At 39.7% G+C, this 26,567-nt stretch carries 32 protein-coding genes; 19 read left to right on the forward strand and 13 right to left on the reverse strand.

All coding sequences use genetic code 11. The features are described from left to right. The first annotated feature begins 130 nt into the window (after positions 1 to 130). The 4 genes from BW935_RS00970 to BW935_RS00985 all read left to right on the forward strand — a co-directional run bounded on the left by BW935_RS00970 (position 131) and on the right by BW935_RS00985 (position 3,862). Positions 131 to 1,432, forward strand: a complete 1,302-nt coding sequence (locus BW935_RS00970) for an ATP-binding protein (protein WP_076497649.1) — start codon at positions 131 to 133, stop codon at positions 1,430 to 1,432. A gap of 55 nt (positions 1,433 to 1,487) precedes the next feature. Next, entirely contained in the window at positions 1,488 to 2,111 is a 624-nt protein-coding gene (pnuC, locus tag BW935_RS00975; protein ID WP_076497651.1) for a nicotinamide riboside transporter PnuC, read from the forward strand. Next, positions 2,101 to 2,634 carry an AAA family ATPase gene (locus BW935_RS00980; protein ID WP_076497653.1) on the forward strand — a complete coding sequence of 178 codons (534 nt, stop codon included), beginning with the start codon at positions 2,101 to 2,103 and terminating at the stop codon, positions 2,632 to 2,634. The genes pnuC and BW935_RS00980 overlap by 11 nt, the downstream gene beginning before the upstream one ends. Before the next feature lie 163 nt (positions 2,635 to 2,797). Beyond that, complete coding sequence (locus BW935_RS00985) at positions 2,798 to 3,862, forward strand: fatty acid desaturase family protein (RefSeq protein WP_076497655.1); 1,065 nt, start codon at positions 2,798 to 2,800, stop codon at positions 3,860 to 3,862. Between the two features lie 74 nt (positions 3,863 to 3,936). Here the strand turns inward: BW935_RS00985 and BW935_RS00990 are convergent, their stop codons facing one another. After that, entirely contained in the window at positions 3,937 to 4,884 is a 948-nt protein-coding gene (locus BW935_RS00990; protein ID WP_076497657.1) for a pyridoxal-phosphate dependent enzyme, read from the reverse strand. A gap of 140 nt (positions 4,885 to 5,024) precedes the next feature. Here BW935_RS00990 and BW935_RS00995 point away from each other — a divergent pair, with 140 nt between their 5' ends. Further along, a complete protein-coding gene (locus BW935_RS00995; protein WP_245802614.1) occupies positions 5,025 to 5,696 on the forward strand; it encodes a peptidoglycan DD-metalloendopeptidase family protein in 672 nt (223 codons plus the stop codon). On the opposite strand, the gene BW935_RS01000 is transcribed toward BW935_RS00995, so the two are convergent. Then, positions 5,683 to 6,462, reverse strand: a complete 780-nt coding sequence (locus tag BW935_RS01000) for a type III pantothenate kinase (RefSeq protein ID WP_076497659.1) — start codon at positions 6,460 to 6,462, stop codon at positions 5,683 to 5,685. The two genes, BW935_RS00995 and BW935_RS01000, sit on opposite strands and share 14 nt — an antisense overlap. Positions 6,463 to 6,554: 92 nt before the next feature. Between BW935_RS01000 and BW935_RS01005 the strand changes: the two genes are divergently transcribed. From BW935_RS01005 to BW935_RS01060, 12 genes are all read left to right on the forward strand, one after another. Then, positions 6,555 to 7,037, forward strand: a complete 483-nt coding sequence (locus BW935_RS01005; protein ID WP_076497661.1) for a GNAT family N-acetyltransferase — start codon at positions 6,555 to 6,557, stop codon at positions 7,035 to 7,037. Between the two features lie 350 nt (positions 7,038 to 7,387). After that, positions 7,388 to 8,146: an SDR family NAD(P)-dependent oxidoreductase gene (locus tag BW935_RS01010; protein ID WP_076497663.1), complete on the forward strand. Its 759-nt coding sequence runs from the start codon at positions 7,388 to 7,390 to the stop codon at positions 8,144 to 8,146. A gap of 92 nt (positions 8,147 to 8,238) precedes the next feature. Further along, the gene (locus BW935_RS01015) at positions 8,239 to 8,841 is read left to right on the forward strand and encodes a hypothetical protein (protein WP_076497665.1); all 603 of its coding nucleotides are present in this window, start codon (positions 8,239 to 8,241) and stop codon (positions 8,839 to 8,841) included. A 97-nt stretch (positions 8,842 to 8,938) separates the two neighbouring features. Next, positions 8,939 to 9,286, forward strand: a complete 348-nt coding sequence (locus BW935_RS01020) for a hypothetical protein (RefSeq protein WP_245802615.1) — start codon at positions 8,939 to 8,941, stop codon at positions 9,284 to 9,286. 338 nt (positions 9,287 to 9,624) lie between these two features. Continuing rightward, on the forward strand, positions 9,625 to 10,299 hold the full coding sequence (locus tag BW935_RS01025; protein WP_076497669.1) for a hypothetical protein: 675 nt from the start codon (positions 9,625 to 9,627) through the stop codon (positions 10,297 to 10,299). 25 nt (positions 10,300 to 10,324) lie between these two features. Beyond that, a complete protein-coding gene (locus tag BW935_RS01030) occupies positions 10,325 to 10,729 on the forward strand; it encodes a hypothetical protein (protein WP_076497671.1) in 405 nt (134 codons plus the stop codon). Positions 10,730 to 10,733: 4 nt separating this feature from the next. Then, positions 10,734 to 11,399 carry a hypothetical protein gene (locus BW935_RS18530; RefSeq protein ID WP_076498141.1) on the forward strand — a complete coding sequence of 222 codons (666 nt, stop codon included), beginning with the start codon at positions 10,734 to 10,736 and terminating at the stop codon, positions 11,397 to 11,399. Between the two features lie 90 nt (positions 11,400 to 11,489). After that, complete coding sequence (locus tag BW935_RS01040; RefSeq protein WP_076497672.1) at positions 11,490 to 12,254, forward strand: sensor histidine kinase; 765 nt, start codon at positions 11,490 to 11,492, stop codon at positions 12,252 to 12,254. Between the two features lie 18 nt (positions 12,255 to 12,272). Continuing rightward, positions 12,273 to 12,908, forward strand: a complete 636-nt coding sequence (locus BW935_RS01045; RefSeq protein WP_076497674.1) for a response regulator — start codon at positions 12,273 to 12,275, stop codon at positions 12,906 to 12,908. 13 nt (positions 12,909 to 12,921) lie between these two features. Next, complete coding sequence (locus BW935_RS01050; protein ID WP_076497677.1) at positions 12,922 to 13,953, forward strand: Gfo/Idh/MocA family oxidoreductase; 1,032 nt, start codon at positions 12,922 to 12,924, stop codon at positions 13,951 to 13,953. A 49-nt stretch (positions 13,954 to 14,002) separates the two neighbouring features. Beyond that, positions 14,003 to 14,422 carry an outer membrane insertion C- signal gene (locus BW935_RS01055; RefSeq protein WP_076497679.1) on the forward strand — a complete coding sequence of 140 codons (420 nt, stop codon included), beginning with the start codon at positions 14,003 to 14,005 and terminating at the stop codon, positions 14,420 to 14,422. Positions 14,423 to 14,608: 186 nt separating this feature from the next. After that, positions 14,609 to 15,319 (forward strand): SAM-dependent methyltransferase, encoded by a 711-nt coding sequence (locus BW935_RS01060; RefSeq protein WP_076497682.1) that lies wholly within the window; start codon positions 14,609 to 14,611, stop codon positions 15,317 to 15,319. A 196-nt stretch (positions 15,320 to 15,515) separates the two neighbouring features. Here BW935_RS01060 and BW935_RS01065 read toward each other — a convergent pair whose 3' ends face one another. From BW935_RS01065 to BW935_RS01075, 3 genes are all read right to left on the reverse strand, one after another. Continuing rightward, on the reverse strand, positions 15,516 to 16,658 hold the full coding sequence (locus BW935_RS01065) for a cysteine desulfurase family protein (RefSeq protein ID WP_076497685.1): 1,143 nt from the start codon (positions 16,656 to 16,658) through the stop codon (positions 15,516 to 15,518). A gap of 66 nt (positions 16,659 to 16,724) precedes the next feature. Beyond that, positions 16,725 to 18,113 (reverse strand): phosphoglucosamine mutase, encoded by a 1,389-nt coding sequence (glmM, locus tag BW935_RS01070; RefSeq protein ID WP_076497688.1) that lies wholly within the window; start codon positions 18,111 to 18,113, stop codon positions 16,725 to 16,727. A 67-nt stretch (positions 18,114 to 18,180) separates the two neighbouring features. Continuing rightward, the gene (locus BW935_RS01075) at positions 18,181 to 18,411 is read right to left on the reverse strand and encodes a hypothetical protein (RefSeq protein ID WP_076497691.1); all 231 of its coding nucleotides are present in this window, start codon (positions 18,409 to 18,411) and stop codon (positions 18,181 to 18,183) included. Between the two features lie 70 nt (positions 18,412 to 18,481). Here BW935_RS01075 and mazG point away from each other — a divergent pair, with 70 nt between their 5' ends. Continuing rightward, a complete protein-coding gene (mazG, locus tag BW935_RS01080) occupies positions 18,482 to 19,282 on the forward strand; it encodes a nucleoside triphosphate pyrophosphohydrolase (RefSeq protein WP_076497693.1) in 801 nt (266 codons plus the stop codon). Positions 19,283 to 19,370: 88 nt separating this feature from the next. Next, the gene (locus BW935_RS01085) at positions 19,371 to 19,961 is read left to right on the forward strand and encodes a YceI family protein (protein ID WP_076497695.1); all 591 of its coding nucleotides are present in this window, start codon (positions 19,371 to 19,373) and stop codon (positions 19,959 to 19,961) included. A gap of 510 nt (positions 19,962 to 20,471) precedes the next feature. On the opposite strand, the gene atpG is transcribed toward BW935_RS01085, so the two are convergent. The 8 genes from atpG to BW935_RS01130 form a co-directional block, all read right to left on the reverse strand. Next, a complete protein-coding gene (gene atpG, locus BW935_RS01090) occupies positions 20,472 to 21,347 on the reverse strand; it encodes an ATP synthase F1 subunit gamma (protein ID WP_076497697.1) in 876 nt (291 codons plus the stop codon). Positions 21,348 to 21,428: 81 nt separating this feature from the next. Then, complete coding sequence (gene atpA / locus BW935_RS01095; RefSeq protein ID WP_076497699.1) at positions 21,429 to 23,006, reverse strand: F0F1 ATP synthase subunit alpha; 1,578 nt, start codon at positions 23,004 to 23,006, stop codon at positions 21,429 to 21,431. A 32-nt stretch (positions 23,007 to 23,038) separates the two neighbouring features. After that, positions 23,039 to 23,599: an ATP synthase F1 subunit delta gene (gene atpH, locus BW935_RS01100; RefSeq protein ID WP_076497701.1), complete on the reverse strand. Its 561-nt coding sequence runs from the start codon at positions 23,597 to 23,599 to the stop codon at positions 23,039 to 23,041. 1 nt (position 23,600) lies between these two features. Continuing rightward, on the reverse strand, positions 23,601 to 24,095 hold the full coding sequence (locus BW935_RS01105; RefSeq protein ID WP_076497704.1) for a F0F1 ATP synthase subunit B: 495 nt from the start codon (positions 24,093 to 24,095) through the stop codon (positions 23,601 to 23,603). 82 nt (positions 24,096 to 24,177) lie between these two features. After that, the gene (gene atpE / locus BW935_RS01110) at positions 24,178 to 24,438 is read right to left on the reverse strand and encodes an ATP synthase F0 subunit C (protein WP_014771320.1); all 261 of its coding nucleotides are present in this window, start codon (positions 24,436 to 24,438) and stop codon (positions 24,178 to 24,180) included. A gap of 40 nt (positions 24,439 to 24,478) precedes the next feature. Further along, positions 24,479 to 25,498 (reverse strand): F0F1 ATP synthase subunit A, encoded by a 1,020-nt coding sequence (gene atpB / locus BW935_RS01115; protein ID WP_076497706.1) that lies wholly within the window; start codon positions 25,496 to 25,498, stop codon positions 24,479 to 24,481. A 429-nt stretch (positions 25,499 to 25,927) separates the two neighbouring features. Continuing rightward, positions 25,928 to 26,182, reverse strand: coding sequence for an AtpZ/AtpI family protein (locus BW935_RS01125; protein WP_076497710.1), 255 nt, complete (start codon positions 26,180 to 26,182; stop codon positions 25,928 to 25,930). Next, positions 26,148 to 26,567: a bactofilin family protein gene (locus BW935_RS01130; RefSeq protein WP_076497712.1), complete on the reverse strand. Its 420-nt coding sequence runs from the start codon at positions 26,565 to 26,567 to the stop codon at positions 26,148 to 26,150. Before BW935_RS01130 ends, BW935_RS01125 begins: the two co-directional genes overlap by 35 nt.

Consider the following 26,567-nt stretch of genomic DNA (forward strand, 5'->3'; position numbering starts at 1 on the left):
GCTTTTTTTGCATTCTCCTATCATTCATTTGAAAAAGTGTTGAATATCACATTTATTCATTTGAAAAAGTGTGTATTTTTACATTTATTCATTTGAAAAAGTGTAAAACCTCAAGATTAATTTTCAAAACATGAAGAGAAAACTGTTTAGTAAACTCCTAGAATGGAAGAGTGATAAGTATAGAAAACCCTTATTAATTCAAGGAGCGAGACAGGTCGGCAAGACTTGGGTGATGAAGGCTTTTGGGAAAGAAAGTTTCGAAAATGTAGCCTATGTCAATTTAGAGTCAGACAAAGAGCTAAAGGACGTGTTTGCTCAAAATTTTGATATTGACAGAATTTTATTGGCGATTCAAATTGCATCAGGAACTAAGGTCGAAAAAAACAAGACTTTATTAATCATTGATGAAATTCAAGAGTCGCCCCATGCTATAACCTCTTTGAAATATTTTCATGAAAATGCTCCTGAATATTTTGTCATCGCTGCAGGCTCACTTTTAGGGGTTGTTTTGCACCAGCAGGTTTCATTTCCAGTTGGAAAGGTAGATTTCTTACATCTTTATCCTTTAGATTTTGAGGAATTTTTGATTGCAAAAGAGGAAGAAGCTTTGATTGATTTGATCAAACGTAATGATTGGAAATTAGTCAACTCTTTTAAGGATAAGTACATAGGCTTATTAAAGGAATACTATTTCGTCGGAGGAATGCCAGAAGTAGTATCTACCTATATACAAGAAAATGATATCAACCTGGTCAGAAAGATTCAAAATAGAATTCTAGAAGCATATCAACAAGATTTCTCAAAGCATGCCCCAGTAGAAATCGTCCCAAGAATCCGGATGCTCTGGAATTCGATACCAGCGCAATTAACAAAGGAAAATAAGAAATTCATCTATGGCCAAATCAAACAAAGAGCTAGAGCAAGGGATTTTGAATTGGCATTGGCTTGGCTTTTTGATTCTGGCTTGGTCATCCGAGTCAATCGAGTATCTAAGCCTGCGGTTCCTCTTAAAGCGTATGAAGATTTCAACTCATTTAAGTTATTTTTATTAGATGTCGGTTTACTTGGAGCTATGACTTCTCTTGACGTCAAGTCCGTCATTGAGGGCAATCGCTTATTTGAAGAATTTAAAGGAGCACTCACGGAGCAATACGTTTTACAACAGCTTCTGAGTAGAGATATTAATCCATTCTATTGGTCTGCTGAGCGATCTACGGCTGAGGTGGATTTTCTATTTCAAATAGATAGTAAAATCTTTCCATTAGAGGTAAAGGCAGAAGAAAACTTAAAGTCAAAAAGCCTAAAAGTACTTTCTGAAAAGTATCAAATCCCCAAATCTCTGAGGACCTCAATGTCAGGATACAGAGCCGAGTCTTGGATTGTCAATATTCCTTTATTCGCTATTGGCATAGCTGATTTGAAGCAAGTATAATCATTTAGTTTTCCTCTCCTTTTGTCTCAGGTCAAAATAATCGTTTAATTCGCCCATGGATTTTGAATGGCTACTTGAAAGTATTTTAGCTGGAATTGCAGAACTCTCTTTGCTGGAGGTTATTGCGGTGTTTTTTGGAATAGCTAGTGTAATCTATTCCATTAAGAAAAACATCCTTGTTTTCCCCACAGGGATAATCAGTACGATCATATACATCTACATTTGCTTGAAATATAAGCTTTATGCTGACATGGGAATCAATTTTTATTATACCGCCATGTCTATTTACGGCTGGTATCTCTGGAGTAGACCTGCCACAAGCAATGGAGAATTGCCTGTCACTTGGCTGAGTAACTCAGGTATTGTAAAGTCAATTGGACTATTGCTTGTCTCCTATTTGGCGCTTTACTTGACATTGGCCAATTTCACTGATTCCGATGTGCCATATTGGGATTCTTTTACTACAGCCACGGCATTTGTAGGAATGTGGCTGATGGCCAAAAAGAAGGTCGAAAACTGGATAGCATGGATCATTACTGACTTGGTGTCTGTTCCCTTATACTGGTACAAAGGTCTACCGCTAACTGCTTTTCAGTTTCTTTTTTTTACTGTGTTAGCCACTATTGGATTATTTTCTTGGATCAAATCAGCGAAGAAAACTACCGCCTATGCCAGTTAAAAAAATCGTCGTCATCGGCCCTGAGTCTACTGGAAAGAGCACCCTTTCACAGGCATTGGCTGCGGCTTTTGACGAGCCATGGGTGATGGAATTTGCTAGAGTTTATATAGAGCGCTTAGAGAGACCTTATAAGTACGAAGACCTCTTGGAGATTGCCAAGGGGCAATTAAGAGAAGAAGACGAGAAAGGTAAGCGAGCAAAACGAATGTTATTTATCGATACAGACTTGCATGTATTGAAGGTTTGGAGTGAGCATAAGTATGGAAAAACTGACCCTTGGATCCTTGAGCAGATAGCAGAAAGAAAATATGACCTTTATTTGCTGACAGACATTGATCTCCCATGGGAAGAGGACCCACAGCGAGAGCATCCCCAACCCGAAATGCGCACTTATCTATTTGAACAATATCATCAATTGATCAAAAATACTGGAATTCCATATGAGATCATCAGCGGGAAATATGATCAGCGATTTGTTCAGGCCTTGCAGAAAGTAAGGGCATTGTTGGACCAAAACAACTAAAGTTGAATTGTTAAAAGACCTTAAATCAGAGACTTATTCGCGATCAAAATTAATTATCTCTTTGAAGTCCGATTAATTGATGTAACTTTATAGCAAGAAGAGAAATAAAATCACCCAGCTATTTAATTTTTTTTCGAGTTCATTACAAAATTAATCATATTACATGCGTCCCCCCCGATTTAGTGCCGCATCCTCCTTCCATTCAGATTTGAAGTTGAGGATCAAAAATTACTTCACAGAGAAAAATCTCAACCCAACAGGAAATTTCACGCTTTATTCAAAAGCCATCATATTAGTCGCCGCATACATCGCGACATATGTGATCTTGGTATTCTTCACCCCTCACTGGTCTCTAGCCATTCTAGGCGCCATCCTTTTGGGTGGCCTTGCCGCTACCATTGGCTTCAATGTCATGCATGATGGAGCTCATGGGAGCTTCAGTAAGAAAAAATGGGTCAACGAATTGGCAGGTGTTTCCATCAATTTTCTTGGTGCTAATGTGTTCATGTGGAAAACCAAACACAACGTAGTGCATCACTCCTTTACTAACATTGACGAGGTAGATGATGATATGAATGCCAGGCCATTCCTCAGACTATGTCCAAATCAGCGTTTCTACAAAATTCACAAGTATCAGCATAAGTATTTCCTATTTGTGTACTCCTTGCTATACCTCTACTGGGTGTTTGTGACTGATTATAAAAAATATGCAAGCAAAAAGGTAGGTATCATACCTATACAGAAGATGAAAGCCATGGACCATATCTCCTTTTGGGGATTCAAAGCAATTCATATTTTACTCTTTGTGGTTCTCCCTATCATGATGGTAGGATGGCTTCCATGGTTGATAGGTTTTATTATTTACGGATTGGCTACTGGTATCATCTTGAGTGTAGTATTCCAACTTGCACACGCTGTAGAAGAAGCTGCTTTTCCTATGCCAAACGCTGAAACCAACCAATTGGAAGATGACTGGGCTATTCACCAGCTCAAGACCACAGCAAACTTTGCCACACACAACAAAGTACTGTCTTGGTTAGTTGGCGGGCTCAATTTCCAAGTGGAGCATCACTTATTCCCTAATGTGTCCCACATTCATTATCCCGCAATCAGCAAAATTATTCGTGAGACTTGTCAAGAATATGGTATACCATACCTCGAGCATCCAAAATTCAGACTAGCTTTTGCTTCTCATGTCAACCACCTGAGAGGTTTGGGAAGACCCTAAAAAATTATCAATACTTTGATTTTGAATAGATCAAGAAAAGAGGCTGATGCATTATGCTCCAGCCTCTTTTGTTTTTAAAAGGGGAGTTTTCCAAGATCAACATTCCCTCCACTGAGGATAATTCCTACTTTTTGACCTTGGAATTGTTCCTTATTTTTGAGCAATGCTGCTAATGGCACTGCACAACTAGGCTCGATGACGATTTTCATTCTTTCATAAATCAGCCGCATTGAAGCAATAATTTCCTTATCACTAACTGTATGAATATCATCTACATATTCCATGATGATCTGGAAGTTCAGCAAGCCCAAGGATGTCAATAAGCCATCTGCGATGGTGTTTGGTTTTTCCATAGGAATAAGCTGTTGGGCCTTGAAAGAGCGATAAGCATCGTCTGCTCCTTCTGGTTCACCAGCGATGATTTTGGTCCGTGGTGAGATATATTTACTGGTCAATGCAGTCCCACCAAGCAAACCACCACCACCCACAGGAGCCATTATCGTATCAAATTCAATTCCCGAATCCCACATTTCTAAAGAGCAGGTAGCTTGTCCTTCTACCACATCAAAAAAGTCATAAGGAGGAATGAATGTAGCACCAGTTCTATCTACGACATCCTGCAGGGTGGTTTCTCTAGCCTTCAGATTGGGCTCGCATTCGATGATTTCACCTCCGTATGATTTTACAGCCTTCTTTTTGATTTCTGGAGCAGAAGAGGGCATGACGATGTAAGATTTGATGCCTGCTACAGTAGCTGCTCTAGCAAGTGCCGCAGCATGATTGCCTGAAGAGTGTGTAGCGACTCCATTTTTCTTTTGTGCTTCACTGAGTTTGGCCACGGCGTTGGCTGCACCACGGGCTTTGAAAGCACCAACTTTCTGGAAGTTTTCACATTTGAAAAAAATCTCGCAACCTGCCATTTCATTGATAGCAGCTGATTTCATGATCGGTGTATGGTGTATAAAAGACTGAATGCGTACATGTGCAGACTTGATTTCTTCTAGAGTAGGAAATGGAAGCATGGAACTATGTTTATTAGGAAGTTTGAATTTATGAAGTTTTGGGTGAGTTGTGAATTGATTATGTAGGAAATTACATGATTGGAGAAGTATTATATCTCAGGTTTATAAATTTGAAAGAGCCTCTTATATTTGATTTTAATATGGATTTAAAAAAATTGCTAGCCAAAGAAGAGATTTTTCCTTTGATGGGTATTCAGCTTGACGAGAGCAATACGCTGAGAATGGACTTTTCTCCGTCTAACCTCGCCTTGGAGACGGTTGATTTGAGAAATACGGATGATTTTAACACCTACGTGTTTGACATGCTCAAATTAAAAGGTAAGACTTACGGAATTGGTGGTTATTTTGAACATAGAGCGATTTACAGCAGAAGTGCTGTTTTCGAAACAGGGCTAGAAGATTTTAGGGATATACACTTAGGAGTAGATATTTGGGCAGAAGCTGGACATGCTGTTTATGCCCCTATAGATGGAGTGGTGCATAGTTTTCAAGACAATGCTGGTTTTGGTAACTATGGCCCTACTATCATCCTGGAACATCACCTATCAGGCCAGACACTTTTTAGCTTATATGGTCATCTGGCACGCACAGATTTGAAGGGTTTGGAGATAGGTCAGCGTATTAAAAAAGGAGAGTTATTATGTCATCTTGGGCCCTATCCAGAGAACGGAGATTGGCCTCCACACCTTCACTTTCAATTGATGTGGGATATGTTGGGAAATACCGGAGATTTTCCAGGTGTCTGCTCCCATAGAGATCGGGAGAAGTTCCAACAAGTCTGCCCAAACCCTCACATTCTCATCGGTTTTTGAGATTAGCTTGCGTGATCAAGCGGATACCTTCTAAGGTCAAATAACGGTCTACTTCATCGAAGGTATTTTGGAGATTTGAAAGAATATTTGAAAGCCCGCCCGTAGCGATGATTTTCATGGGTAGTTGGACTTCTGCTTGGATGGTCTCAAGCATACCTTTGACCAAACCAGTGTAGCCATGTAATATCCCTGCCTGAATTGATTCTATGGTGTTCTTCCCAATGGCTGACTTGGGGAATTTGAGATCAACTTCTGGCAGCTTGGAAGTATTGGCAAATAAAGCCCTCACAGCAGTCTTCAATCCGGGCACGATATTGACCCCGAGTACCTTCCCTTGGTCATCTACTACTGTAAAAGTCAAGGCTGTCCCAAAGTCCACAATGATGGTAGCTTGCGAAAACCTTTCAAAAGCTGCCGTAACATTGCACATCAAATCAGTACCGATTTCATTGGGTTTGGTAGTGGATACTTTCAGTGTCTGGTAGCTTTTACCATTGATAAAGTAGCAGGATTTGCCTAAAAACTCTTTACAGAACTGTGTCAGCAATGGATTTAGCTCAGGCACGACTGAACTTACGCCTACTTGGGAGATCATTTCTATTTTGAGGTCATTCTCAAGAAAAAATAGGTGGAGATCTTTTTCTAATTTAAGAAGCGAAAGTTTTTCTTTGGTGGAAATTCTGAATTCATGTTGCCATTTCCCTTGCTCATCATCAAAAAAACCAATAGTGATGTTGGTATTACCTGCGTCGATTGATAGAAACATAAAAGATGGGTTAGTCAGAGCCAGTTAGAGCCTAGCATCTCCAAATATAAAAATTGATTTTAAGCTTTTTCAATTTTTGCCTACTTTCGGGTATGTACACGATTAGAAAAGGAGAAAAAACAGACCTACCCAGAGTCTTAGAGTTGGTAAAGGAATTGGCCTTATACGAGAAGGCACCAGAGCAGGTCACCAATACGGTAGCTTTGATGGAAGAGGATGGTTTTGGTGAGCATCCTATCTTTGGATTCTTTGTCGCCATCAAAGACAGTACCCAGGAGATTGTCGGTATTTCTATATACTACTACAGATATAGCACTTGGAAGGGACGCAGGCTTTATTTGGAAGATATTGTAGTCACAGCATCCGAGCGGGGGAATGGAGCAGGCAAACTCTTGTTTGATAGAACCATGCTCAAATGCCTAGAAGATAATTGTACTGGAATGATGTGGCAAGTCCTAGATTGGAACGAGCCTGCTATAAATTTTTATAAAAAATATGGCGCGGACTTGGATGGTGAGTGGATCAATTGTAACCTCCAGGCAGATGAAATCAAAGTACTTCTTGGGAAAAAGTAATTAAGTGAATTGGGGAATTTATAATCAGTAATTATGGATATACGGAACTTTACCAGTAACATTAAAAAAAACCGATTTATCTAACTTACGATATTTATTGATATTGGATATTTGTGGATAACTTGTTCCGATTTTTCGGAATTGACCGTTAGCAACGAAATGAGTCAATGAATTGAAGTTACTGGCAAAGAAGTGTATAATCAGATAAGTAAATTATCAGACTCTAGACTGGTTATTTTAACTTTCGATAAAACTGAATCAACCAGAATTAGAATTTATTGAACATTCCATTATACTATCACCTTTTGATTATTGATAAATAATCACGCATAACATTTTACTACTTTAGGATGAATATCTCATTAGCAAATCAAAGAATCCTTGTCACTGGTGCATCACGTGGAATAGGTCGAGGCATAGCTGAGCAATTGTCCGCATCAGGTGCGGAGGTTTTGATTCATTTCAATAAGAATGCAGAAGAAGCCCAGCTACTTCAAAAGAACCTTCCCAATCCTTCTCATTTGACACCATGTGACCTCTCAGATTTGGAAGCAGTCAAAGGGTGGATTCCAGAATTGATCAGGTGCTATGGACCTATTGATGCGATTGTCAATAATGCAGGTATCGCGATCTCTGTGGCTGATGATGCAGAAATTGGTAATTGGACCAATGCTTGGCTCAAGACTATGGATGTCAATATCAATGCACTGGCCATCATCAGCAAAGAATTTATTGAGCATGCTAGAGAGAGAAAGCAAGGTAGATTGATCAATATATCTTCGAGGGCTGCATTCAGGGGAGATACGCCAGATTACTTAGCCTATGCAGCTTCCAAAGCCGCTATCGTAAGTTACACCAGATCCATAGCAAGGTACTATGGAAAGGATGGCATCAAGGCCTTTATCATTGCTCCTGGATTTACGAGAACAGACATGGCTCAGGATTTTATGGATCAATATGGTGAGTCGTACGCACTCAATGACATAGCCCTGACTACATTGACGGAGCCAAAGGACATTGCACCCATGGTGACCTTACTATGTTCTGGATTGGCTGATCATGCGACAGGCGCCACGATAGATATCAATGCAGGGTCTTATGTGCATTGATTAGACTTCGTACCAACTTTTAGAAGCTATCGCTGTTATAAAGAAAGATCAAAGATGGATCATTTCTCTCAAAGCATAAACTTAATTACAGCATGGCTAAAAACGACACCTTGACACCAGAGATGCTTAAAATCCTTAAGATTTTTGGATTAGGCTCTCTTTTGTTTGTCGTAGTATTGTCATTTTTTGATGGAAGGAGGGCAAATAATTCTGGTAAAGAGATTTCGATCTTGAGCATTACAGATGCTGAGCGACTTTACTTTAACAATGTCAGAGGAATCTACTACGATCAAGAAAACCGTGCTGATGCCAAGATGGTGGTCTATAGATTTGGAAAAAGAATAGAAGGTGCAGACCATCCCATATTGAACCTGTCGATATTAATCAATAGGGTGAAAAATGAAGCCTATATTTATTTGGAGCCATCGTGGGGCCTGGATGATTTCAAGATTAGGATTGAAGTAGCTCAAAGGATAGACACCTTGAGTTTTTCACAGGGAGATAAGTTCTCGCATTTTGAATTTGTCCAGCAACTTTATCCGTATTTGAGCGAAAATTCGTACTTTACTCTATGGGATGGGTCAGAATGGAGACCTATTTTACAGGATGATAAAGAAAGAGATGCCTTACGGATTCCAATCAAGGATTTTCTCAGATTGATAAATGTTGAAGCAGATGGATTTGAAAAGGATTGATAATTTGTGGAAATTTTTGTGTCTCAAAAATAACCTGACTCTACAACATCAGGTAGGTTTGAAAGTAAGTTATTCGGTAAATAAAAGTACACAAAGGATGAGTCATCAGTTCAATCCAAAACTACTTATAGATTCCAGCCTTTGCCTTAAAGATGTCAAATTTCAAGAGAATTTAGTGCATAGGACTTATCAGGCCCAAAGAAAAAGGTTTGGTGTCAAGCAAAAGACCTTTTCACCAGCATCAACGATTGTTTTTTTTCCAAAGGAATTACTCAAGTTGGGCTTAAAATATGATTTGGAAGTCAAACAAGATAGGCATGATCATTTTTCAATTTGTATCAGCCCATTTAATCCCAAAAACATTTATGACATTCTCAATACCGTCAATCTTATCAGCAGGACATTTTGGGTTAAGAATTTTTTTGCAGAGGGGATTAGGAATTGAACCACCTATTGGTGTGAAGGCAGCATATATATTCATTTATAGAGGAGTATAAAAAGTTATTACATGATCATGGGATCGTATTTGACGAAAAATACCTCCTTTAAATTCAACACCTTCGGTGTTGTAGAGGAGGGCATACCTCTTTTTTACCTCCGCATTGGCATGCGGGGTTAATTAGATTTATTCCCTCCGGGAATGGGAGATGAGTGAATTTAGGTGCCGAATGATGGTTTTTATTATTAAAGTAAGATTGGATATTTGCTACTAAAAATACCCTCAACAGGGTATTTTTTAGAGGTTTTTAATGCTTTAGCTTTGTTGTAATCAAAATTGGCAACATGAGCGCAGATTTTTATTTGATTTCTATAGGGTTGGGACTTTTTGCATCTCTGATTTATTGGGGAATCAAAAATAAACCTCAGATCAAAAGTCACGGAATCATCTTACTGATTCTTCTCTTAGTTTTTGGTATGGAGTCGGCAGGATCTTACACTGCTGCCAGGCGGATCAACAATACTTTACTCTATAATATTGGCTGGGTGTACTTAGAATCACTTTTGCTAATTCTGTACTTCTACTCTTTGGAGCAAAGTCATCAATTAAAAACAGGTATCAGATGGATGACTGTACTGATTTTTCTATGGGGTATTCTCAATTCTTTCCTTTACCAGGACATGACCAACACATTCCAATATTTCTCATTCTTACCCTTTGCGCTATTTATCATTGGTCTGACAGGATTATTTTTATACAGAATTCTCAATCTCAAACTTTATCCTGATAAAAATCTAGTGCAAATTCCACACTTCTGGATCACTTGCTCTATTCTATTTTTTTATGTTGAGGCCATCGTATTGTTTGGAACGTATCAGTTTTATCCCAGTGTCGTGGTGGCTCATGTAGACATCTTTTTTTCCTTCAACCGATTTCTTGCAGGCCTCATGTATTTGACTTTTGGCCTTTCATTTTTTATCCCTTTATTTATAAATAAAAGAGCCTCACAAGCTTACTAAATATAACCACCTAACCAAGCGTAACATGAAAAAAGGATTAATCAAAAAATTCAGAGCGTACTACAGCAAACATGGACAAATCCACATTCCAGGTCGGGATAAGGATAACAATCCAATCGAAAAACAAACTGACTGGGTTTGGTTTGACAGAGAAACGATCGAAGAGGCTTTGAAAAAGGCTGACGCCGATGGAAAGATTGGTGGACTGAAAATGTACATCGGACAATACGATAAAGAAACCATATCAATGTTACCAAAGGAGCGGCCAGAAAAAGAAGAATATATTGGAAGAATTTCATTAGTTTTGGTTCCTGCTGATATGACCAAAGCAGGACCAAAAGATATCGGTGGCGCATCAGATTCTGATGATTCAGACGAAGAGGAGGAAGACGCATGGAATGGAGGTAGAATTTGTCCTCCTTATTGTTAAAAGAATGAAACTATTAGATTGGTATAATGGATTAATATTAGTAGGGCTACTTTTTAGTATCCCTGCTTTTTTTTTGAATATAAAATATAAAAGGCAGCATTTAATAGTATTTATGATTCTTGTACTCGGTAGCTCCTTGGAACTTTATGGAACTTATACATACTTAAGAAAACTCAACAACGTTCCTGTTTATAATATTTTCTTCGTTTACTTAGAAACACTTTTGATCTACTATCTTTTTTATACGATTTACCAAAACAAAAAAGTACAAAAAGCAATAATTATTGGCTCCCTTTTATTCTTACTTCAAGGGTTATTTATTAACCTTTCTTTCGAAAATCTTCTAGTATTCCAAAGTATTTCTTTTACAATCGGTAGCTTGGGCATTATTCTTTGCTGTATTTATTACTTTTATAACATAATTTTCAGCAACATTTTATTTAAGGAGCGATTAATCCTGAATCCATTATTTTTAATTGTTACTTTAATTTTTTTCTTCTATTCAACAACATTTGTGCATTTCTCTTCTTTCAATTTGCTACACGAGTTAGATTCTAGTTTTTTAAATGTTTTTTCAATTCTAATAAGAACCATGGCAGTCTTAATGTATCTCGGAATGGGATTGGCTTTTTATCTTCCCTTTCTTACTAAAAATACACCGAAAGCTTGAAAACAATTTTTTAGGCACATTTAAGTTTCTTATAGCCAAGCCCAATGGCAAAATTCTGTATATTCACAGCGCTTTTAAGATCAGTTGTATATGGTTCAAGATACGCCTAGCGTTTTTGTGATTATCCTCTCGGGATTTATTTTGATGCTCTTGATGGGTTCTTTTATCATCTTGATGGTGCTGCTTCATCGTAAGCGTCAGATCGAAAACAAACAGAGACTAGAAGCATTACAGGCGGAGTTTGACAAAACCATCCTCAATGCAGAAAAAGAAATCCAAGAAGAAACACTCTCCCATGTAGGGCGAGAGCTTCATGACAATATCGGTCAGCTTCTCTCACTCACGAAGCTCACCCTGAATAGCAGCAAGCCTGAGAAAATCCAAGAAGGCAGACAACTCGTCAACCAAGTGATCAAGGAAGTTCGTACTCTTTCCAAAGACCTCAACCTAGATTGGGTCAACGCCATCGACTTGGAAGCTTTTATCAAAAGAGAGCTTTCAAAGCTAGAAGACTTGAATTTTTGCCAAATCGAATTTGAAAAAACCGGACAAGCAGAAGAGGTTGACCAATCCAAAAAACTGGTTCTGATCCGAGTAATCCAAGAGTGTCTCAATAATGTCATCAAACATGCCCAGCCAAAAAAGCTTGTCATTACCTTGATACAAAATCCACAGCTGCTAGCAGTCCATATTGAGGATGATGGTGTTGGTTTTGATACCCAAAAAGCCTCAAATGGCTCTGGCATGTATAATTTGCAGAAAAGAATGCAAACAATAGGTGGTTCTATTTCAATCACATCTGAGTTAGGCAAAGGCACCTTGGTCAAACTTATTTTGCCTAATTCGATTGCATAAGCTATCTTTTGGAAGATTATGCCACCTAAGATTAAAATAGCCCTCGCTGACGATCACAAATTATTCGCAAAAGGAATCGAAGGAATGCTCTCTGAAGAAGAGGATTTCGATGTACTTGATGTATTTACGAATGGTCAGGACCTCCTAGCATTTATTTCGAAAAAACATGTAGATGTAGTCATCACAGATATGAATATGCCCGTGGTAGATGGAGAAGGGGTCATCAAAGCCATCAAAAAAGGAAAAAAAGACACCAAAGTAATCGTCCTCTCCATGTATGATGAAGAATCCATCTTCAAAAAGTGTCAACAACTCGGCGCAGATGCCTATGTGCTCAAAGATGCCGATCCTGATGAATTGATCTATACCATCAGAGAAGTTCATGAAGGTGTACATGTCATGAGTTTTCAGAAAGCCATACAGCAGAGTAATGATGATTATGCTCATGATGGCTTCAAAGACAGATATAAGCTTTCCAAACGTGAACTACAAATCTTGACCATGATCAAAAATGGGAAAATCAATAGGGAGATAGCCGAAGAATTGCACCTGAGTCAATTGACAGTTGAATCACACCGTAAGAAAATCCATTCTAAACTAGGGGTCAGCTCTGCCATAGAATTGGTCAAGCGAGCCATAGAAATGAAGCTTTAATTTTTAAACTAGCATGAAAAAGATCAGAACAGCCCTCGTAGGCTATGGGAATGTAGGAGAAAAAACCCACGCCCCACTCATCCATGTTTGCCCATATTTAGAGTTGACGGCAGTGGTAGAACGCCATCACCAAAAATCAAAAGAAAAGTACCCGTCAGTCTCGGTATATAAAAGTCTTGAGGTACTACTCGCCGCTGATGCTGCTGAGCTGATTGTGATCGTCACACCCAATGAATACCACTTTGCGCAGGCCAAACTATGCCTAGAGCATGGCAAGCACGTAGTTGTAGATAAGCCGATCACCATACACAGTCATGAAGCAGAACAGCTCAAAGCACTTGCAGAAGAAAAGGGTTTGATGCTGACTGTTTTCCAAAACAGGCGTTTGGACGGGGATTTCAGAACGGTTGAAAAAATTCTGAAAGAAGGTATCTTGGGGGAATTGGCACATTTTGAATCACACTTTGATCGATTTAGACCTGAGATCACGGATAATTGGAGGGAAAAGGATGTACCAGGTAATGGCATCACCTATGATTTGGGAACACATTTGATCGATCAGGCATTGGTACTCTTCGGTAAGCCCAAGTGGGTACAAGCCAATATCCTCAAACAAAGGAAGGGAGCGCTTGCAGACGATTTTTTCGATATCATCTTGGGTTATGACAAACCTTACGTTAGATTGACAGCATCAATAATGAGCAATGCGCCCGTGCCTAAATTTTTGCTCATGGGAGAGCAAGGTTCATATAGCAAGTATGGCCTAGATGTTCAAGAAAAGGCTTTGAAAGCTGATACACTTCCAGCAGGAGATGATTGGGGTTTGGAAGCAGCAGGAAGCTGGGGTACAGTCTACCTCGCTGACAAAATCCAAAAGTATCCAACCGAAAGAGGAGATTACAGGGAGTTTTATGAAAATGTAGGTAAGTCCATCCTTGATGAAGCTCCACTCTCGGTAAAGATGGAAGAAGCCATTGTGGTACTACAAATCATAGAAGCTGCCTTTGAAAGCAATAAAACTGGTCAAAGAATTCTCCTACATTGATTTTGGCAAAGTATTTGAAAAGTGAGGGGAAACCAACTATTCAAATATTATGAAAAAGTTAATGCTATTTTCGATGCTACTTTTTTTCGCAGTAGTAATGGAGTCACAAGCACAAATCAGCGCAGGAGTGTACAGGTTAAGTTCCGCAACTTTTGCTTCAATCGGCTCTGATCCAGACAACAAAATCTTTGGTGAAGCACGTGTATCCACAGGAGGGCGAGTAGGAATAGAAGGCACCTTCGGGTACAATTTTGTGCAGAAAGAAGAGGTCAACTTCTACAGTGGTTTCCATTTGGGTACAGAAGGCAATAGAGATGGGCTGTACTTGGGCGTACCACTTGGCGTTTTGGTAAAGCCATTTGCCAATACCAGAAACTTTGGCTTCTTAATGGAGGCATCGCCGATTTTCCCAACTGAATACGGGACATACTTTAGAGCTGGTATAGGTCTAAAATATACGTTTAGATAAATAACATCAGCAGTCAACGGTCAAGAGATAATCTTTGGAGCCGTTGACTGCTATTTTTGTATGTTTTTATCAGCAAATAGTATTCATCAGATCGCTCTTAACTTTTAGAATTCCCAAACATTGAATCATAGCCATTGCATTGAAGTTAAAGTTGACCGCTGACTATATTATAGCCATCTTTGAGGCATGAAAGGCAAACTTTATTTGATCCCCTCCATTCTTGCAGCTGATACCTCCTTGACCATCATGTCTCCACAGATCAAGGAAGTGGTGAAAAACACCAAATACTATCTCGTAGAAGAACTTCGAACTGCCAGAAGATACATCAGCAGTTTGAAGTTAGGATTGGTAATCGAGGACTTACACTTTGAGATTTTGAATAAAAAAACCCGCACTGCTCAACTCCAACAACTCATGCAGCCCATTCTCAATGGTGAGGATATGGGAATCATTTCCGAGGCAGGATGCCCTGGAATCGCTGACCCTGGAGCAGTGGCCGTGGCTTGGGCCCATGAAAAAGGCATCCAAGTAGTCCCCCTTTCAGGGCCTAGCTCCATGTTTTTAGCCTTGATGGGCTCAGGGTTCAATGGGCAATCATTCGCTTTTCACGGCTATCTGCCCATAGACAAAAAAGACAGGGCACAAGCCATCAAAAACCTGGAAGCTGAATCTATCAAGATGAATAGAACGCAGATTTTTATGGAAACACCCTTTAGAAACAATCAGGTACTTGAAGACCTCAAGACTCAACTTCACCCAAATACCAAGCTTTGTATAGCAAAAAACCTCACCGCTAGCGATGAGGTCATTGTGACGAAAACTATTCAGGATTGGAAAAAGTCTAAAATTGACCTTCACAAAATCCCGACTGTCTTTATTATTTATGCTGGGAATTAATATTGACTTTTTGAGTAAAAATCTCTATTAACTTAACTCTGATATTGATAGATATTAGATATAAATTGATATTGACCAATAACAGGCCATTAAACCAATAAATTAACTTACTAACAAATGAGCGTATAATCAAATAACCAATATTTTGATTATAAGGGTTATAACACAGAACCTGTCAGGTTTTTAAAAGGCTACTCTAAGCTATCACCCCGTAGAGTTCCTTCAATTTCTCAACCGTATAGTCTACTTCTTCCACTGTATTGAACCTGCTGAATGAAAACCTGACCGAGTCACGGTCAGCCTTGGCTCCAATGGCTCTGAGCACATGGGAACCTACCGAAGCACCACTGCTACATGCTGACCCTCCAGAGGCAGAAATACCATGAAGGTCCAAATTGAAAAGTAACATGCCTCCATTTTCCTCTGATGGAGGAAGGCTCACATTCAAGACCGTATAGAGACTCTTATCCATTTCAGCAGAAAGGCCATTGAACTCCACCCCAGGAATGTCAGTTTTCAACTTTTCGATAAACCTACTTTTGATATCTTCTACATGCTTGCGATGTCCATCCATATCCTCGTAAGCAATCTCCAATGCCTTCGCTATTCCTACGATACCAATGACATTCTCAGTACCCCCACGCATATTGCGCTCCTGAGCACCTCCATAGATAAATGGAGTGATTTTCTTATCCTTTTTGACATAGAGAAAACCAGAGCCTTTTGGCCCATGAAACTTGTGTCCCCCAGCAACTATTGCATCTACGGGTAAGTTCTTGAGATCATGCACATAATGTCCCATGGTCTGCACGGTGTCAGAATGAAAAAACGCATCATACTCCCTTGCGAGATTACCGATTGCTGTGAGGTCATTGATGTTCCCGATTTCATTATTGGCATGCATGACAGATACCAAGCTTTTTGGGTTCGCTCTGAGAAGGTCTTGTAAGTGATCCAGGTTGATTTCTCCTTGATCATTTACTTCTAGTAGACTGAGTTTGACCATGCCTTTTTTGGCACATTCTTCAAGTGTATGCAATACAGCATGATGCTCAAGTGGAGAGGTAATCGCATGCTGAATCCCATGAGTCTGAATACCGCAAACGATGGCCGTATTATCTGCTTCCGTTCCACCAGAAGTGAAAAAAATCTCAGCAGGCGTAGTATTCAAAAGCTCCGCTACCTTTTTCCTCGATCGCTCAATGGCGGTACGAACTTCACGTCCATGACTGTGTACGGAAGATGGATTACCATAATGCTCTTTCATAAATGGCAACATGGCTGCTATCACCCTGTCATCCATCGCCGTAGTGGCCGCATTGTCGAAGTAAACTCTCATGATCTTTGTTAATATTTGGGCTGGGTTTGAAAATATAAATAGGCTCAGTCAGGACTGAGCCTAGATTTAGGAAGCAGTCACTACTTCTTTGATATCTGTGATGAGCTTATTAGCCAAATGCTCAGCAGTAGCCAAGCTTTCAGATTCAGAATAGATTCTGATGATCGGTTCTGTATTTGACTTGCGCAGGTGAACCCACTCTTTATCAAATTCAATCTTTACTCCATCAATGTCATTGATAGGCTGCTTGGCGTATTTCTTTTTGATAGCCTCCAGGACCTGATCCACATTGATATCCGGGGTAAGCTCAATTTTATTTTTGGAAATATGATAGTTGGGATAGGTAGCTCTCAACATAGAGATAGACTTCCCGAATTTAGCCAAATGTGTCAAAAACAAGCCTATACCCACCAAAGCATCTCTTCCATAATGTGACTCAGGATAGATTACCCCTCCATTTCCTTCTCCTCCAATGACAGCATTGGTCTCCTTCATCTTGTTGACGACATTCACCTCTCCCACTGCTGCTGCTTGATATTGTCCTTTGCGTTTTTCTGTCACATCTCTCAATGCTCTCGTAGAGCTGAGGTTGGATACTGTATTACCTGGAGTCTTCGAAAGCACATAGTCTGCTACTGCCACCAAAGTGTACTCTTCACCAAATGGAGAACCATCCTCGTTCATAAAACAAAGTCTATCTACATCTGGATCTACTACGATTCCAAGGTCAAATTTACCTTTCTTGAGCTTTTCGGAGATATCTCTCAAATTCTCAGGAAGTGGTTCTGGGTTGTGAGGAAAATGTCCATCAGGTGTACAATACATTTCCTCAATCTGATTCACTCCCAATGCTCTCAAAAGCTTCGGCAGTGCAATTCCACCTGTAGAATTGACACAATCAATCACTACCTTGAAGTCCCTAGCTGCAATGGCTGCTCTATCTACCAAATCTAGCCCCAAGACATGCTCCACATGCCTATCAATGTAATCATCGATCACAGTATAAGAGCCGAGCTTCTTGACCTCTGCAAAGCTGTAGTCATCATTTTCGGCACGAGTAAGTACGTCCTTGCCCTCCGCATCAGAGATGAATTCACCTTTGCTATTGAGTAACTTCAAAGCATTCCACTGAATAGGATTGTGGCTAGCCGTGAGGATAATTCCTCCACCAGCTTGCTCCAATGGAACAGCCAACTCTACGGTAGGTGTCGTGCTCAAACCTAGATCAATAACGTCAATACCCAGACCTTGCAAAGTAGCTGAAACCAATTTGGACACCATCTCCCCTGAGATTCTAGCGTCTCTACCGATGATGATTTTTGGATTACCCGTATTTTGCAATACCCAGGCACCGTAAGCAGAAGTGAATTTGACAACATCTAGTGGGGTCAAGCCCTCGCCTGGTTTGCCTCCGATGGTACCTCGAATACCAGAAATTGATTTTATTAAAGCCACTGGGAATTATTTAAGTTAGCATATAAAAATCCCGGCTAAACCGGGAATGAAAAACCTGAATGAAAGTTTATTTGAACTTGGCAAGTACCTTATCGACTTCATTGTCTGGATTGCCACAGCTGCTATTAGCATCTACGGTTTTGCCACAATAGGTACATGTTCCACCATCTTTGTTAAGGTAAGGATTTTGCGAAGCACAGGTGCCTTTGAATTCGCCATTTTTTAGAAATATCAGCCTCACAGACATCATGATAAAGAATAATGCGATGAAACCTAATGTTAAATACAGAGTTGCCATATCAAATTAATTTGCACAAATTTACAGATTACTTTCCAAACGTCCACACATTCCAATTAGTTTCCCAGACATGTCTGAATCACCGAATAGAAAAGCCCAGTTAGATGCATTTGATCGACTTTTGACCATCATGGATGAATTGCGTGAGCAGTGCCCTTGGGACAGAAAACAGACCATCGAAAGCCTCAGGCACCTGACTATTGAGGAGACCTTTGAACTCTCGGATGCCATCTTGGAAAATGACATGGAAGAAATCAAAAAAGAACTCGGTGATATCCTGCTCCATATTGTTTTTTACGCCAAAATCGGCTCGGAAAAAGAGGCTTTTGACATCAGTACTGTTATCGATAGCTTATGTGAGAAATTGATCAGGAGACATCCTCACATCTATGGAGACACCGTAGCGGATGACGAAGAAGCTGTCAAGCAAAATTGGGAGAAAATCAAACTCCAAGAAAAAGGCAATTCTTCTGTCTTGGGAGGTGTGCCCAAGTCTCTGCCTGCATTGATCAAAGCCATGCGTATTCAGGAAAAAGCCAGAGGAGTGGGTTTTGACTGGGAAGAAAAGCAGCAGGTATGGGAAAAGGTAGAAGAAGAGATGCAAGAATTCAAAGCTGAATTTAATGCAAGTAGTGAGGAAAGTATTGACAAAGAGAAGGCCACTGGAGAGTTTGGTGATCTGTTGTTTTCGCTGATCAATTACGCTCGATTCATCGATATCAATCCTGAGGAAGCTCTAGAGCGCACCAATATCAAATTCATCAAACGATTCCAATACTTGGAAACTGCTGCCAAAAAAGCAGGCAAGAAAATCGAAGATATGAGTTTGACCGAAATGGATGTGTATTGGGAAGAAGCTAAAAAACTATGATTTTTTACCGTTCATAGAAAAGTCTAGACCTAGATTAAACACTTGTGTCATAAAGAGGTCTATAACATAAATCACAAATCCAAATATTATGAAAATAATGATCCTAGTAAGCCTATTGGCAATGATGTGGACTGGCCAACCTTCCGAATCAGAGCTTGCCCTTCTAAATATCAATAAGACCGAAAGTACAGTAAGCTGGAAAGCGGCAAAGGTCACAGGAGAGCATTACGGAAAAGTGGCTATTTCCGATGCAAAATTAGATTATGAAAATGGCAGGATACAAGGCGGCAGCTTTGAGATCAACATGACTACCATCACGGTGGAAGACATCAAAGATGCCAACTCAAACAAAAGGCTTGTTGACCACTTGAAATCAGACGATTTCTTCTCAGTAGAGAAATTTAACAAATCATCCATGACCATCACTGAAGCAAAAACCAGCAATGGCAAGGATTACGAAATCAAAGCCAATCTGATCATCAAGGGTATCAGCAACCCTGTCGCATTCCCTGTGACTGTGTCAGAAGAGGGAAATAAAGTCATTGCGACTGGCAAGATTACTTTTGATAGAACCAAATACGATATCAAATACCGTTCAGGAAACTACTTTGAGAATCTAGCCGATAGATTGATTTACGATGAAGTGACTTTGGATGTGAAATTGGTTGGGATGAAGTAGGGGAATTGATATTGAAGATATTAAATCAAATAGAAGCTGTCTTGATTAGGCAGCTTTTTTATTTATTATGGATATTCAGACATTTGCCAATAGTATTACAAAATGCTGTTTTATCTAACTTCGGATCCGCCTCACCGGACAAGTTATTAATTGATACCTACCCAACGCAGGCGGGTATGATACTTATGGATAACTTGTTCCGATTTTTCGGAATTGACCGTTAGCAACCTAAAGAGCCAATGGATTGAGGTTACTGACAAAGAAGCGTAAAATCAGATTATTTATTATTTTTCAATAGAATAATCTATTAAAAATTGGTCTTATAGGTTAAATTTCTGCCTCAATCACCAACTAAATCCTTTAAAATTCTCCAAAGCTTACCCTTAAAGAGGGGGCTATCCACAAAAAAACCACAAACTTTTCAGCTTGTGGTTTTCAAAATATTAAATGACTTACTGCACTATAGTTTGGTCACCAATCACTCAATAACTGATAACTAAATAACTTTTTTTACTTCCCTCCAAGTGCATTCGCACCAGCAACGATCTCAAGGATTTCGTTGGTGATGGCTGCTTGACGAGTTCTATTGTACATCAACCTTAGCTCTTTCAGCAATTCTCCAGCATTCTCAGTTGCTTTGTCCATCGCAGTCATCCTCGCACCATGCTCAGAAGCATTGGATTCAAGAATCGCTTTGTAGAATTGGATTTTCAAGGATGTAGGTACAAGCTCCTCTATGATATAAGCTCTAGATGGCTCTAGGATATAATCTGTCTCAGACTTCTTTGCTCCATTTTCAAGCTCTTCTGATGCCATTGGAAGGAATTGTTCTGTCATCACTTCCTGAGTAGCTACATTCTTAAACTGATTGTAGACGAGTACTACCTTATCAAAGGTGCCATCTACAAAGGCATTCATTGCGAATTCAGCAGCAAATTTGACATTGTCAAAGCTTACATCAGAGAAAACTTGGTAATAATCAGCAATAACATTTTGTTCTCTCTTCTTGAAAAACTCGTAGGCTTTCTTACCCAACGGAAGTACAGTCACATTCAATCCAGCAAAGTCATTTGCAATAGCATGACTAGCTGCCTTCAGCACATTGGTATTGAAAGCACCACAAAGCCCTTTGTCAGAAGTAACAGCTACGACCAGGACATGCTTCACCTCACGTTTTTCTGCAAATACGATATCAGCTTGTCCTTCACTAGCAGCAGATACATTGTTCAAAATTGTAGTCAGCTTCTGAGAATAAGGACGCATCTGCGTGATTTTGTCCTGCGCTCTTCTCAACTTCGCCGCAGCCACCATTTTCATGGCTTTGGTGATTTGCTGCGTAGAGACAACCGAGTTGATTCTTTCCTTTACTTCCTTTAAGTTAGCCATACTTGAGATTGATATGGAGGGGTATTATTTATAAGCACAATCTTGGAGGCTTTGCCTCCAAGATTGATGATAAATCAATAATTATTTAGCGTATTTAGGAGACAGTTCCTTAGCTGCTGCTTCTAGCAATTTACCAGCTGTGTCTAGATCACCTTTCTTGATCGCTGTAAGCGCCTCAGGGTAGCTAGCTGCAAGTAGTAGGTAGAATTCTTTTTCAAACTCCCTGGCTCTTTCTACAGGAACAGCATCCATCAAACCTTTGGTAGAAGCATAGATGATTGCTACTTGGTTTTCTACTGCTACAGGAGCATACTGCGCTTGCTTCAAGATTTCCTGATTTCTTCTACCTCTTTCGATCGTTCTTTTAGTAGAAGCATCTAGGTCAGAACCGAATTTAGAGAAAGCCTCCAATTCACGGAACTGAGCTTGGTCAAGCTTCAAAGTACCAGCAACCTTCTTCATAGATTTGATCTGTGCAGATCCACCTACTCTAGATACCGAGATACCCACGTTGATCGCAGGTCTGATACCTGAGTTGAATAGGTTAGTCTCCAAGAAGATCTGACCATCCGTAATAGAAATCACGTTAGTCGGAATATAAGCAGAAACGTCAGATGCTTGTGTCTCGATAATAGGAAGTGCCGTCAATGAACCACCACCTTTTACCAAATGCTTGATAGACTCAGGAAGGTCATTCATCTCACTAGCAATCTTGTCTGAAGCATTGATTTTAGCTGCTCTTTCTAGCAATCTGGAGTGCAAGTAGAATACATCACCTGGATAAGCTTCACGTCCTGGAGGTCTTCTCAAAAGAAGTGAAACCTCACGATATGCTACAGCCTGCTTAGACAAATCATCATAAACAACCAAAGCAGGACGTCCGGTATCACGGAAAAATTCACCAATCGCTGCACCGGTAAATGGGGCGAAGAATTGCATTGGCGCAGGATCAGCAGCAGAAGCAGATACCACAACAGTGTATGGCAATGCACCACCTTTTTCCAAAGCAGCAACAACACCAGCCACAGTAGAAGCTTTCTGTCCGATCGCTACATAGATACAGAATACAGGCTCACCTCTATCGTAAAATTCTTTTTGATTGATAATCGTATCAATTACAACAGCAGTCTTTCCAGTCTGACGGTCACCGATCACCAATTCACGCTGACCTCTACCGATTGGAATCATGGAGTCGATAGACTTGATACCTGTTTGAAGTGGTTCGTTTACAGGCTGTCTGTAGATTACACCTGGAGCTTTTCTTTCCAATGGCATATCATATAGCTCACCAGCTAAAGGACCCTTACCATCGATTGGATTACCCAAAGTATCCACTACTCGACCAAGCATACCCTCACCTACTTTGATAGACGCAATTTGCTTAGTTCTTTTAACAGTGTCACCTTCCTTGACCTCTTTAGAGTCACCGAACAATACGGCACCCACATTATCTTCTTCCAGGTTAAGTACCATTGCTTTGAGTCCGTTTTCGAACGCAAGCAATTCCCCAGCCTGAGCTTTGGAAAGTCCATAGATACGGGCTACACCATCACCTACTTGAAGGACGGTACCCACTTCTTCCAGTTCAGCCTCAGTTCTAGCGCCAGAGAGTTGTTCTCTCAATATTGCCGAAACTTCATCAGGTCTTACTTCTGCCATTATTGAATATGATTAAATGTTATTGCTATGATTTAGATTTTACTTTCGTAGTGATTTTGAGAAAACTCAAGCCTCAAAGCTCTCAACTTGCTGCTCAATGATTCGTCTAATTGTCTGTCGTTTACTTTCAAAACAAACCCACCAATCAGATCAGCATTGATTTTCTCGTTCAATTCTACTTTTTCCAAGCCTGAGATTTCCTTTACAGTAGCAATGAATTTAGCTCTAAGCTCTTCCGTAATTGGAAAAGTAGTAGTCAAATCAGCTACTTGAATTCCCATATGGAGATTGTATTGCTTCTGAAATTCTCTGGAAATGTCCAAAAGAAGATCCGCTCTATTCTTACGCGCTACGATATCGAAGAAAGCCAGTGTAATGGCATTGCCAGTTGTTTCAAACAAAGCCTTCAATACTTTTAATTTTTTATCAAAAGTGATAATGGGGCTTTTCAGGCAAAGTCCAAGTTCTCTATTCACATTGGCTATTGCATCCAGTTGCTTCATATCAGCAAGGACACCTTCCAAAGCGTTTTTTTCTATAGAAAGCTCCAATAAGGATTTAGCATATCTGCTGGAAACTCTGAATTCAGACATCTTAGTTCAGGTTAATATCTTTTACCATATCTTCTACCAGCTCTTTCTGAGCAGCATCAGATGATAGATTTTTTCTCAATAGTTTGTCAGTTACTTCTAAAGTAAGCTGTGCTACTTGATTTTTGACTTCAGACAATGCTGCTTTCTTTTCATTCTCGATCACTGCTTTGGCAGCTTCGATCATTTTTGCTCCTTCAGTAGAAGCTGCTGTTTTAGCGTCTTCTATCATTTTGGTGGCAGCATCATTGGCAGTTTTCAAGATATTGTCTCTCTCTAATCTTGCCTCTTGAAGTAATTTCTCGTTCTCAGCTTTCAAGTTAGCCATTTCAGCTTTCGCTTGCTCGGCAGCCTTGAGCGCATTTTCAATACTATTTTCTCTTTCTTCCAAAGAGCTTAGAATTGGCTTCCAAGCAAATTTGATCAAGATATACAACAAGGCAAGGAATCCGATCAATTGCCAAAATATAAGCCCAGAACTAGGTAATATAAGATCCATTATATGTAGGTGTTATAATTTCGTGTTTGTTCAAATCAAGAGAAGGGATTGGCCTAGCGCCAATCCCTCTTTTCTTTTGTTCTTAGAAAGTAAGACCACCTGCGTTCAATGCAATAAGTAGACAAACTACTACCGCAAACAGGGATACTACCTCAATAAGAGCTGCAATGATCAACATGGCAGTCTGAACTTTACCAGCAGCCTCAGGCTGACGAGCAATAGATTCCATAGCCTGACCACCAATTCTACCGATACCTAGACCTGCGCCAATCGCTACAATTCCAGCACCGATACCTGCACCCATAAGTGCTAATCCAGCAGACAATAATAATGAAGTTAACATACGTGTGTATTATTTATAAATTGAACAAAGAAATTTCAAATTAATGATGCTCGTGCTCCGCTACAGCTCCACCGATATACATCGCAGTGAAGAGTGTAAAAACATAAGCTTGAATAGTAGCTACCAAGAGTTCGATTACATTCAGAAATGTCACCATCAAGGTACTCACTACGCCAATCGCATAAGATTCAAAGATGAACACCAATGCTATGAATGCCAAGATCACAATGTGACCTGCTGTGATTGCCACAAAAAGACGGACCATCAAAGCAAATGGCTTTGTAAACAAACCAATAATCTCTACTGGAACAATTACTAGAAGCAATGGCACAGGCACACCTGGCGTCATGAATACGTGCTTCCAGTATTCTTTATTTCCATTGACATTGACAATGATGAATGTCAATACAGCAAGTGTAGCAGTTACAGCAATGTTACCAGTCAAGTTGGCTGCACCTGGCAACAAGCCCATCAAGTTGCCTATCCAAATGAAAAAGAATAGCGTCAACAAATAAGGGACAAATTTCTTGTATTTAGGACCAATGGATTTATGCGCTATTTCGTCTCTCACAAATATTACGATTGGTTCCAAGAAAGATGCGATACCTTTTGGAGCACTTACACCATTCTTTTTGTAGTGAGAAGCAGCAGAAAGCACCAAGTAACCCATCACTATGACAACCAAAAATAGCATGGCTACGTTTTTGGTGATGGAAAAGTCAATGAAACTTCCCCCATCTGCTCTGTGTAGGTGTTCGTGATCATCGATGAAATACACATCTTGACCATAAGCCTCGCCAAATTTGTGCGTCTCAGGATCTTGAAAGTCTGATGACATGAAAAATTCCAGCCCTCTATCAGATGAATATAAAATCACCGGCAAAGGAAGCGTCACATGCGTATGACCCATCGTAGCAAAATGCCACTCGTATGAATCCTTTATGTGATGCATGATAAAACCAGTCTTATCTTCTTCATCACCTGCTGCGAAAGTAGGAGTGGAGAAAGTCAGCAAAAACGCTGAAAATAAAACACTTAAGCAAAGAAACTTACGGAACATCAAATCGTATTTTTAAGACCTATTTTGAATGCGGGCGCAAATTAGCTATTAACCCGTATATATCAAATATTAAGTAGAACAAATAAATGATAAAGAAATTAATTACAAACAGAATTATATTCTCGACATCTAGGAAGAGATAGATGACTATAAAGCCTAGGCTTGCCAAAAATCTAATGGCAGTAGCCCCCAAAAGGATATTCGGCGAATTTTCTTTGCTCAATTTTATTAAATAATGCACAAAAGTTCCTGTAACCCAGGTCAACAAAGCGAAAAATGAAAGAATCTTCCAAATGGAATCATGGATCCATGCAGGTTGAATATAATTTTGAAAGGCATAGATAATACCACCCAAAATTAAGGTTAGAAGAAGAATTCTTATCGTAAATATTTTTATGCTGGACATGCCTTTCAAATGAAGGCGCAAAATTAAGTCTTTTTTCTTTTATCTTCTATCTTCTCGTCATTTTTAAGTGATTGGAAAAGTTGATAAAAAGCTAAAACGATGGACAAAAAGCAAAAAAGCAAAAGCCAAACTGGAAATTTCAATTGGCTTTTGCTTTGAATATACCATCCTAACCAAGTTCCTAAGCCAATGACAGCAAAGAGCTGGAAGGATAATCCAATGTATTTGATAAATGTAGGATAACTATCCTGCGATGATTTCTTCTTCAGGTGTTGCACTTTTCGCTTTCCCGTTCAATGCCTTCGATTGTTCTCCCATCTGACATCTACCATTGAAGGTAGCTCCATTTTCCACGACCAGCTTTTGAGTGAAGATATCTCCATTGACAATTGCTGATTTTTTTAGGAATAGTACTCCAGAACAATGCACCTCCCCTTCTATCTTTCCCGAGATCTCAGCTTCTACCGCCTTGAGATTCCCAATCAATAGCGCGGAATCTCCGATGACTATTTTATTCTTTGAATCTACAGTACCTTCTACACTACCTTCGATTCTGATATTGCCTTGTGCTCTGATATCGCCTTTGATGACAGTTTCTTTTGAAATCACATTGCTGGAATTGACCATTTCCACAACTGACTTGTCGTCTTGTTTTTTGAACAT

Origin of the sequence: Belliella pelovolcani (assembly GCF_900156785.1) — a bacterium.
GTDB lineage: Bacteria > Bacteroidota > Bacteroidia > Cytophagales > Cyclobacteriaceae > Belliella > Belliella pelovolcani.

Excerpts from the sequence above, each read along its gene's own strand:
- BW935_RS00970 (WP_076497649.1), top strand. The coding sequence starts at position 131 with ATGAAGAGAAAACTGTTTAGTAAACTCCTAGAATGGAAGAGTGATAAG.
- pnuC (WP_076497651.1), top strand. The coding sequence starts at position 1,488 with ATGGATTTTGAATGGCTACTTGAAAGTATTTTAGCTGGAATTGCAGAA.
- BW935_RS00980 (WP_076497653.1), top strand. The coding sequence starts at position 2,101 with ATGCCAGTTAAAAAAATCGTCGTCATCGGCCCTGAGTCTACTGGAAAG.
- BW935_RS00985 (WP_076497655.1), top strand. The coding sequence starts at position 2,798 with ATGCGTCCCCCCCGATTTAGTGCCGCATCCTCCTTCCATTCAGATTTG.
- BW935_RS00990 (WP_076497657.1), bottom strand. The coding sequence starts at position 4,884 with ATGCTTCCATTTCCTACTCTAGAAGAAATCAAGTCTGCACATGTACGC.
- BW935_RS00995 (WP_245802614.1), top strand. The coding sequence starts at position 5,025 with ATGGATTTAAAAAAATTGCTAGCCAAAGAAGAGATTTTTCCTTTGATG.
- BW935_RS01000 (WP_076497659.1), bottom strand. The coding sequence starts at position 6,462 with ATGTTTCTATCAATCGACGCAGGTAATACCAACATCACTATTGGTTTT.
- BW935_RS01005 (WP_076497661.1), top strand. The coding sequence starts at position 6,555 with ATGTACACGATTAGAAAAGGAGAAAAAACAGACCTACCCAGAGTCTTA.
- BW935_RS01010 (WP_076497663.1), top strand. The coding sequence starts at position 7,388 with ATGAATATCTCATTAGCAAATCAAAGAATCCTTGTCACTGGTGCATCA.
- BW935_RS01015 (WP_076497665.1), top strand. The coding sequence starts at position 8,239 with ATGGCTAAAAACGACACCTTGACACCAGAGATGCTTAAAATCCTTAAG.
- BW935_RS01020 (WP_245802615.1), top strand. The coding sequence starts at position 8,939 with ATGAGTCATCAGTTCAATCCAAAACTACTTATAGATTCCAGCCTTTGC.
- BW935_RS01025 (WP_076497669.1), top strand. The coding sequence starts at position 9,625 with ATGAGCGCAGATTTTTATTTGATTTCTATAGGGTTGGGACTTTTTGCA.
- BW935_RS01030 (WP_076497671.1), top strand. The coding sequence starts at position 10,325 with ATGAAAAAAGGATTAATCAAAAAATTCAGAGCGTACTACAGCAAACAT.
- BW935_RS18530 (WP_076498141.1), top strand. The coding sequence starts at position 10,734 with ATGAAACTATTAGATTGGTATAATGGATTAATATTAGTAGGGCTACTT.
- BW935_RS01040 (WP_076497672.1), top strand. The coding sequence starts at position 11,490 with ATGGTTCAAGATACGCCTAGCGTTTTTGTGATTATCCTCTCGGGATTT.
- BW935_RS01045 (WP_076497674.1), top strand. The coding sequence starts at position 12,273 with ATGCCACCTAAGATTAAAATAGCCCTCGCTGACGATCACAAATTATTC.
- BW935_RS01050 (WP_076497677.1), top strand. The coding sequence starts at position 12,922 with ATGAAAAAGATCAGAACAGCCCTCGTAGGCTATGGGAATGTAGGAGAA.
- BW935_RS01055 (WP_076497679.1), top strand. The coding sequence starts at position 14,003 with ATGAAAAAGTTAATGCTATTTTCGATGCTACTTTTTTTCGCAGTAGTA.
- BW935_RS01060 (WP_076497682.1), top strand. The coding sequence starts at position 14,609 with ATGAAAGGCAAACTTTATTTGATCCCCTCCATTCTTGCAGCTGATACC.
- BW935_RS01065 (WP_076497685.1), bottom strand. The coding sequence starts at position 16,658 with ATGAGAGTTTACTTCGACAATGCGGCCACTACGGCGATGGATGACAGG.
- BW935_RS01075 (WP_076497691.1), bottom strand. The coding sequence starts at position 18,411 with ATGGCAACTCTGTATTTAACATTAGGTTTCATCGCATTATTCTTTATC.
- mazG (WP_076497693.1), top strand. The coding sequence starts at position 18,482 with ATGTCTGAATCACCGAATAGAAAAGCCCAGTTAGATGCATTTGATCGA.
- BW935_RS01085 (WP_076497695.1), top strand. The coding sequence starts at position 19,371 with ATGAAAATAATGATCCTAGTAAGCCTATTGGCAATGATGTGGACTGGC.
- atpG (WP_076497697.1), bottom strand. The coding sequence starts at position 21,347 with ATGGCTAACTTAAAGGAAGTAAAGGAAAGAATCAACTCGGTTGTCTCT.
- atpA (WP_076497699.1), bottom strand. The coding sequence starts at position 23,006 with ATGGCAGAAGTAAGACCTGATGAAGTTTCGGCAATATTGAGAGAACAA.
- atpH (WP_076497701.1), bottom strand. The coding sequence starts at position 23,599 with ATGTCTGAATTCAGAGTTTCCAGCAGATATGCTAAATCCTTATTGGAG.
- BW935_RS01105 (WP_076497704.1), bottom strand. The coding sequence starts at position 24,095 with ATGGATCTTATATTACCTAGTTCTGGGCTTATATTTTGGCAATTGATC.
- atpE (WP_014771320.1), bottom strand. The coding sequence starts at position 24,438 with ATGTTAACTTCATTATTATTGTCTGCTGGATTAGCACTTATGGGTGCA.
- atpB (WP_076497706.1), bottom strand. The coding sequence starts at position 25,498 with ATGTTCCGTAAGTTTCTTTGCTTAAGTGTTTTATTTTCAGCGTTTTTG.
- BW935_RS01130 (WP_076497712.1), bottom strand. The coding sequence starts at position 26,567 with ATGTTCAAAAAACAAGACGACAAGTCAGTTGTGGAAATGGTCAATTCC.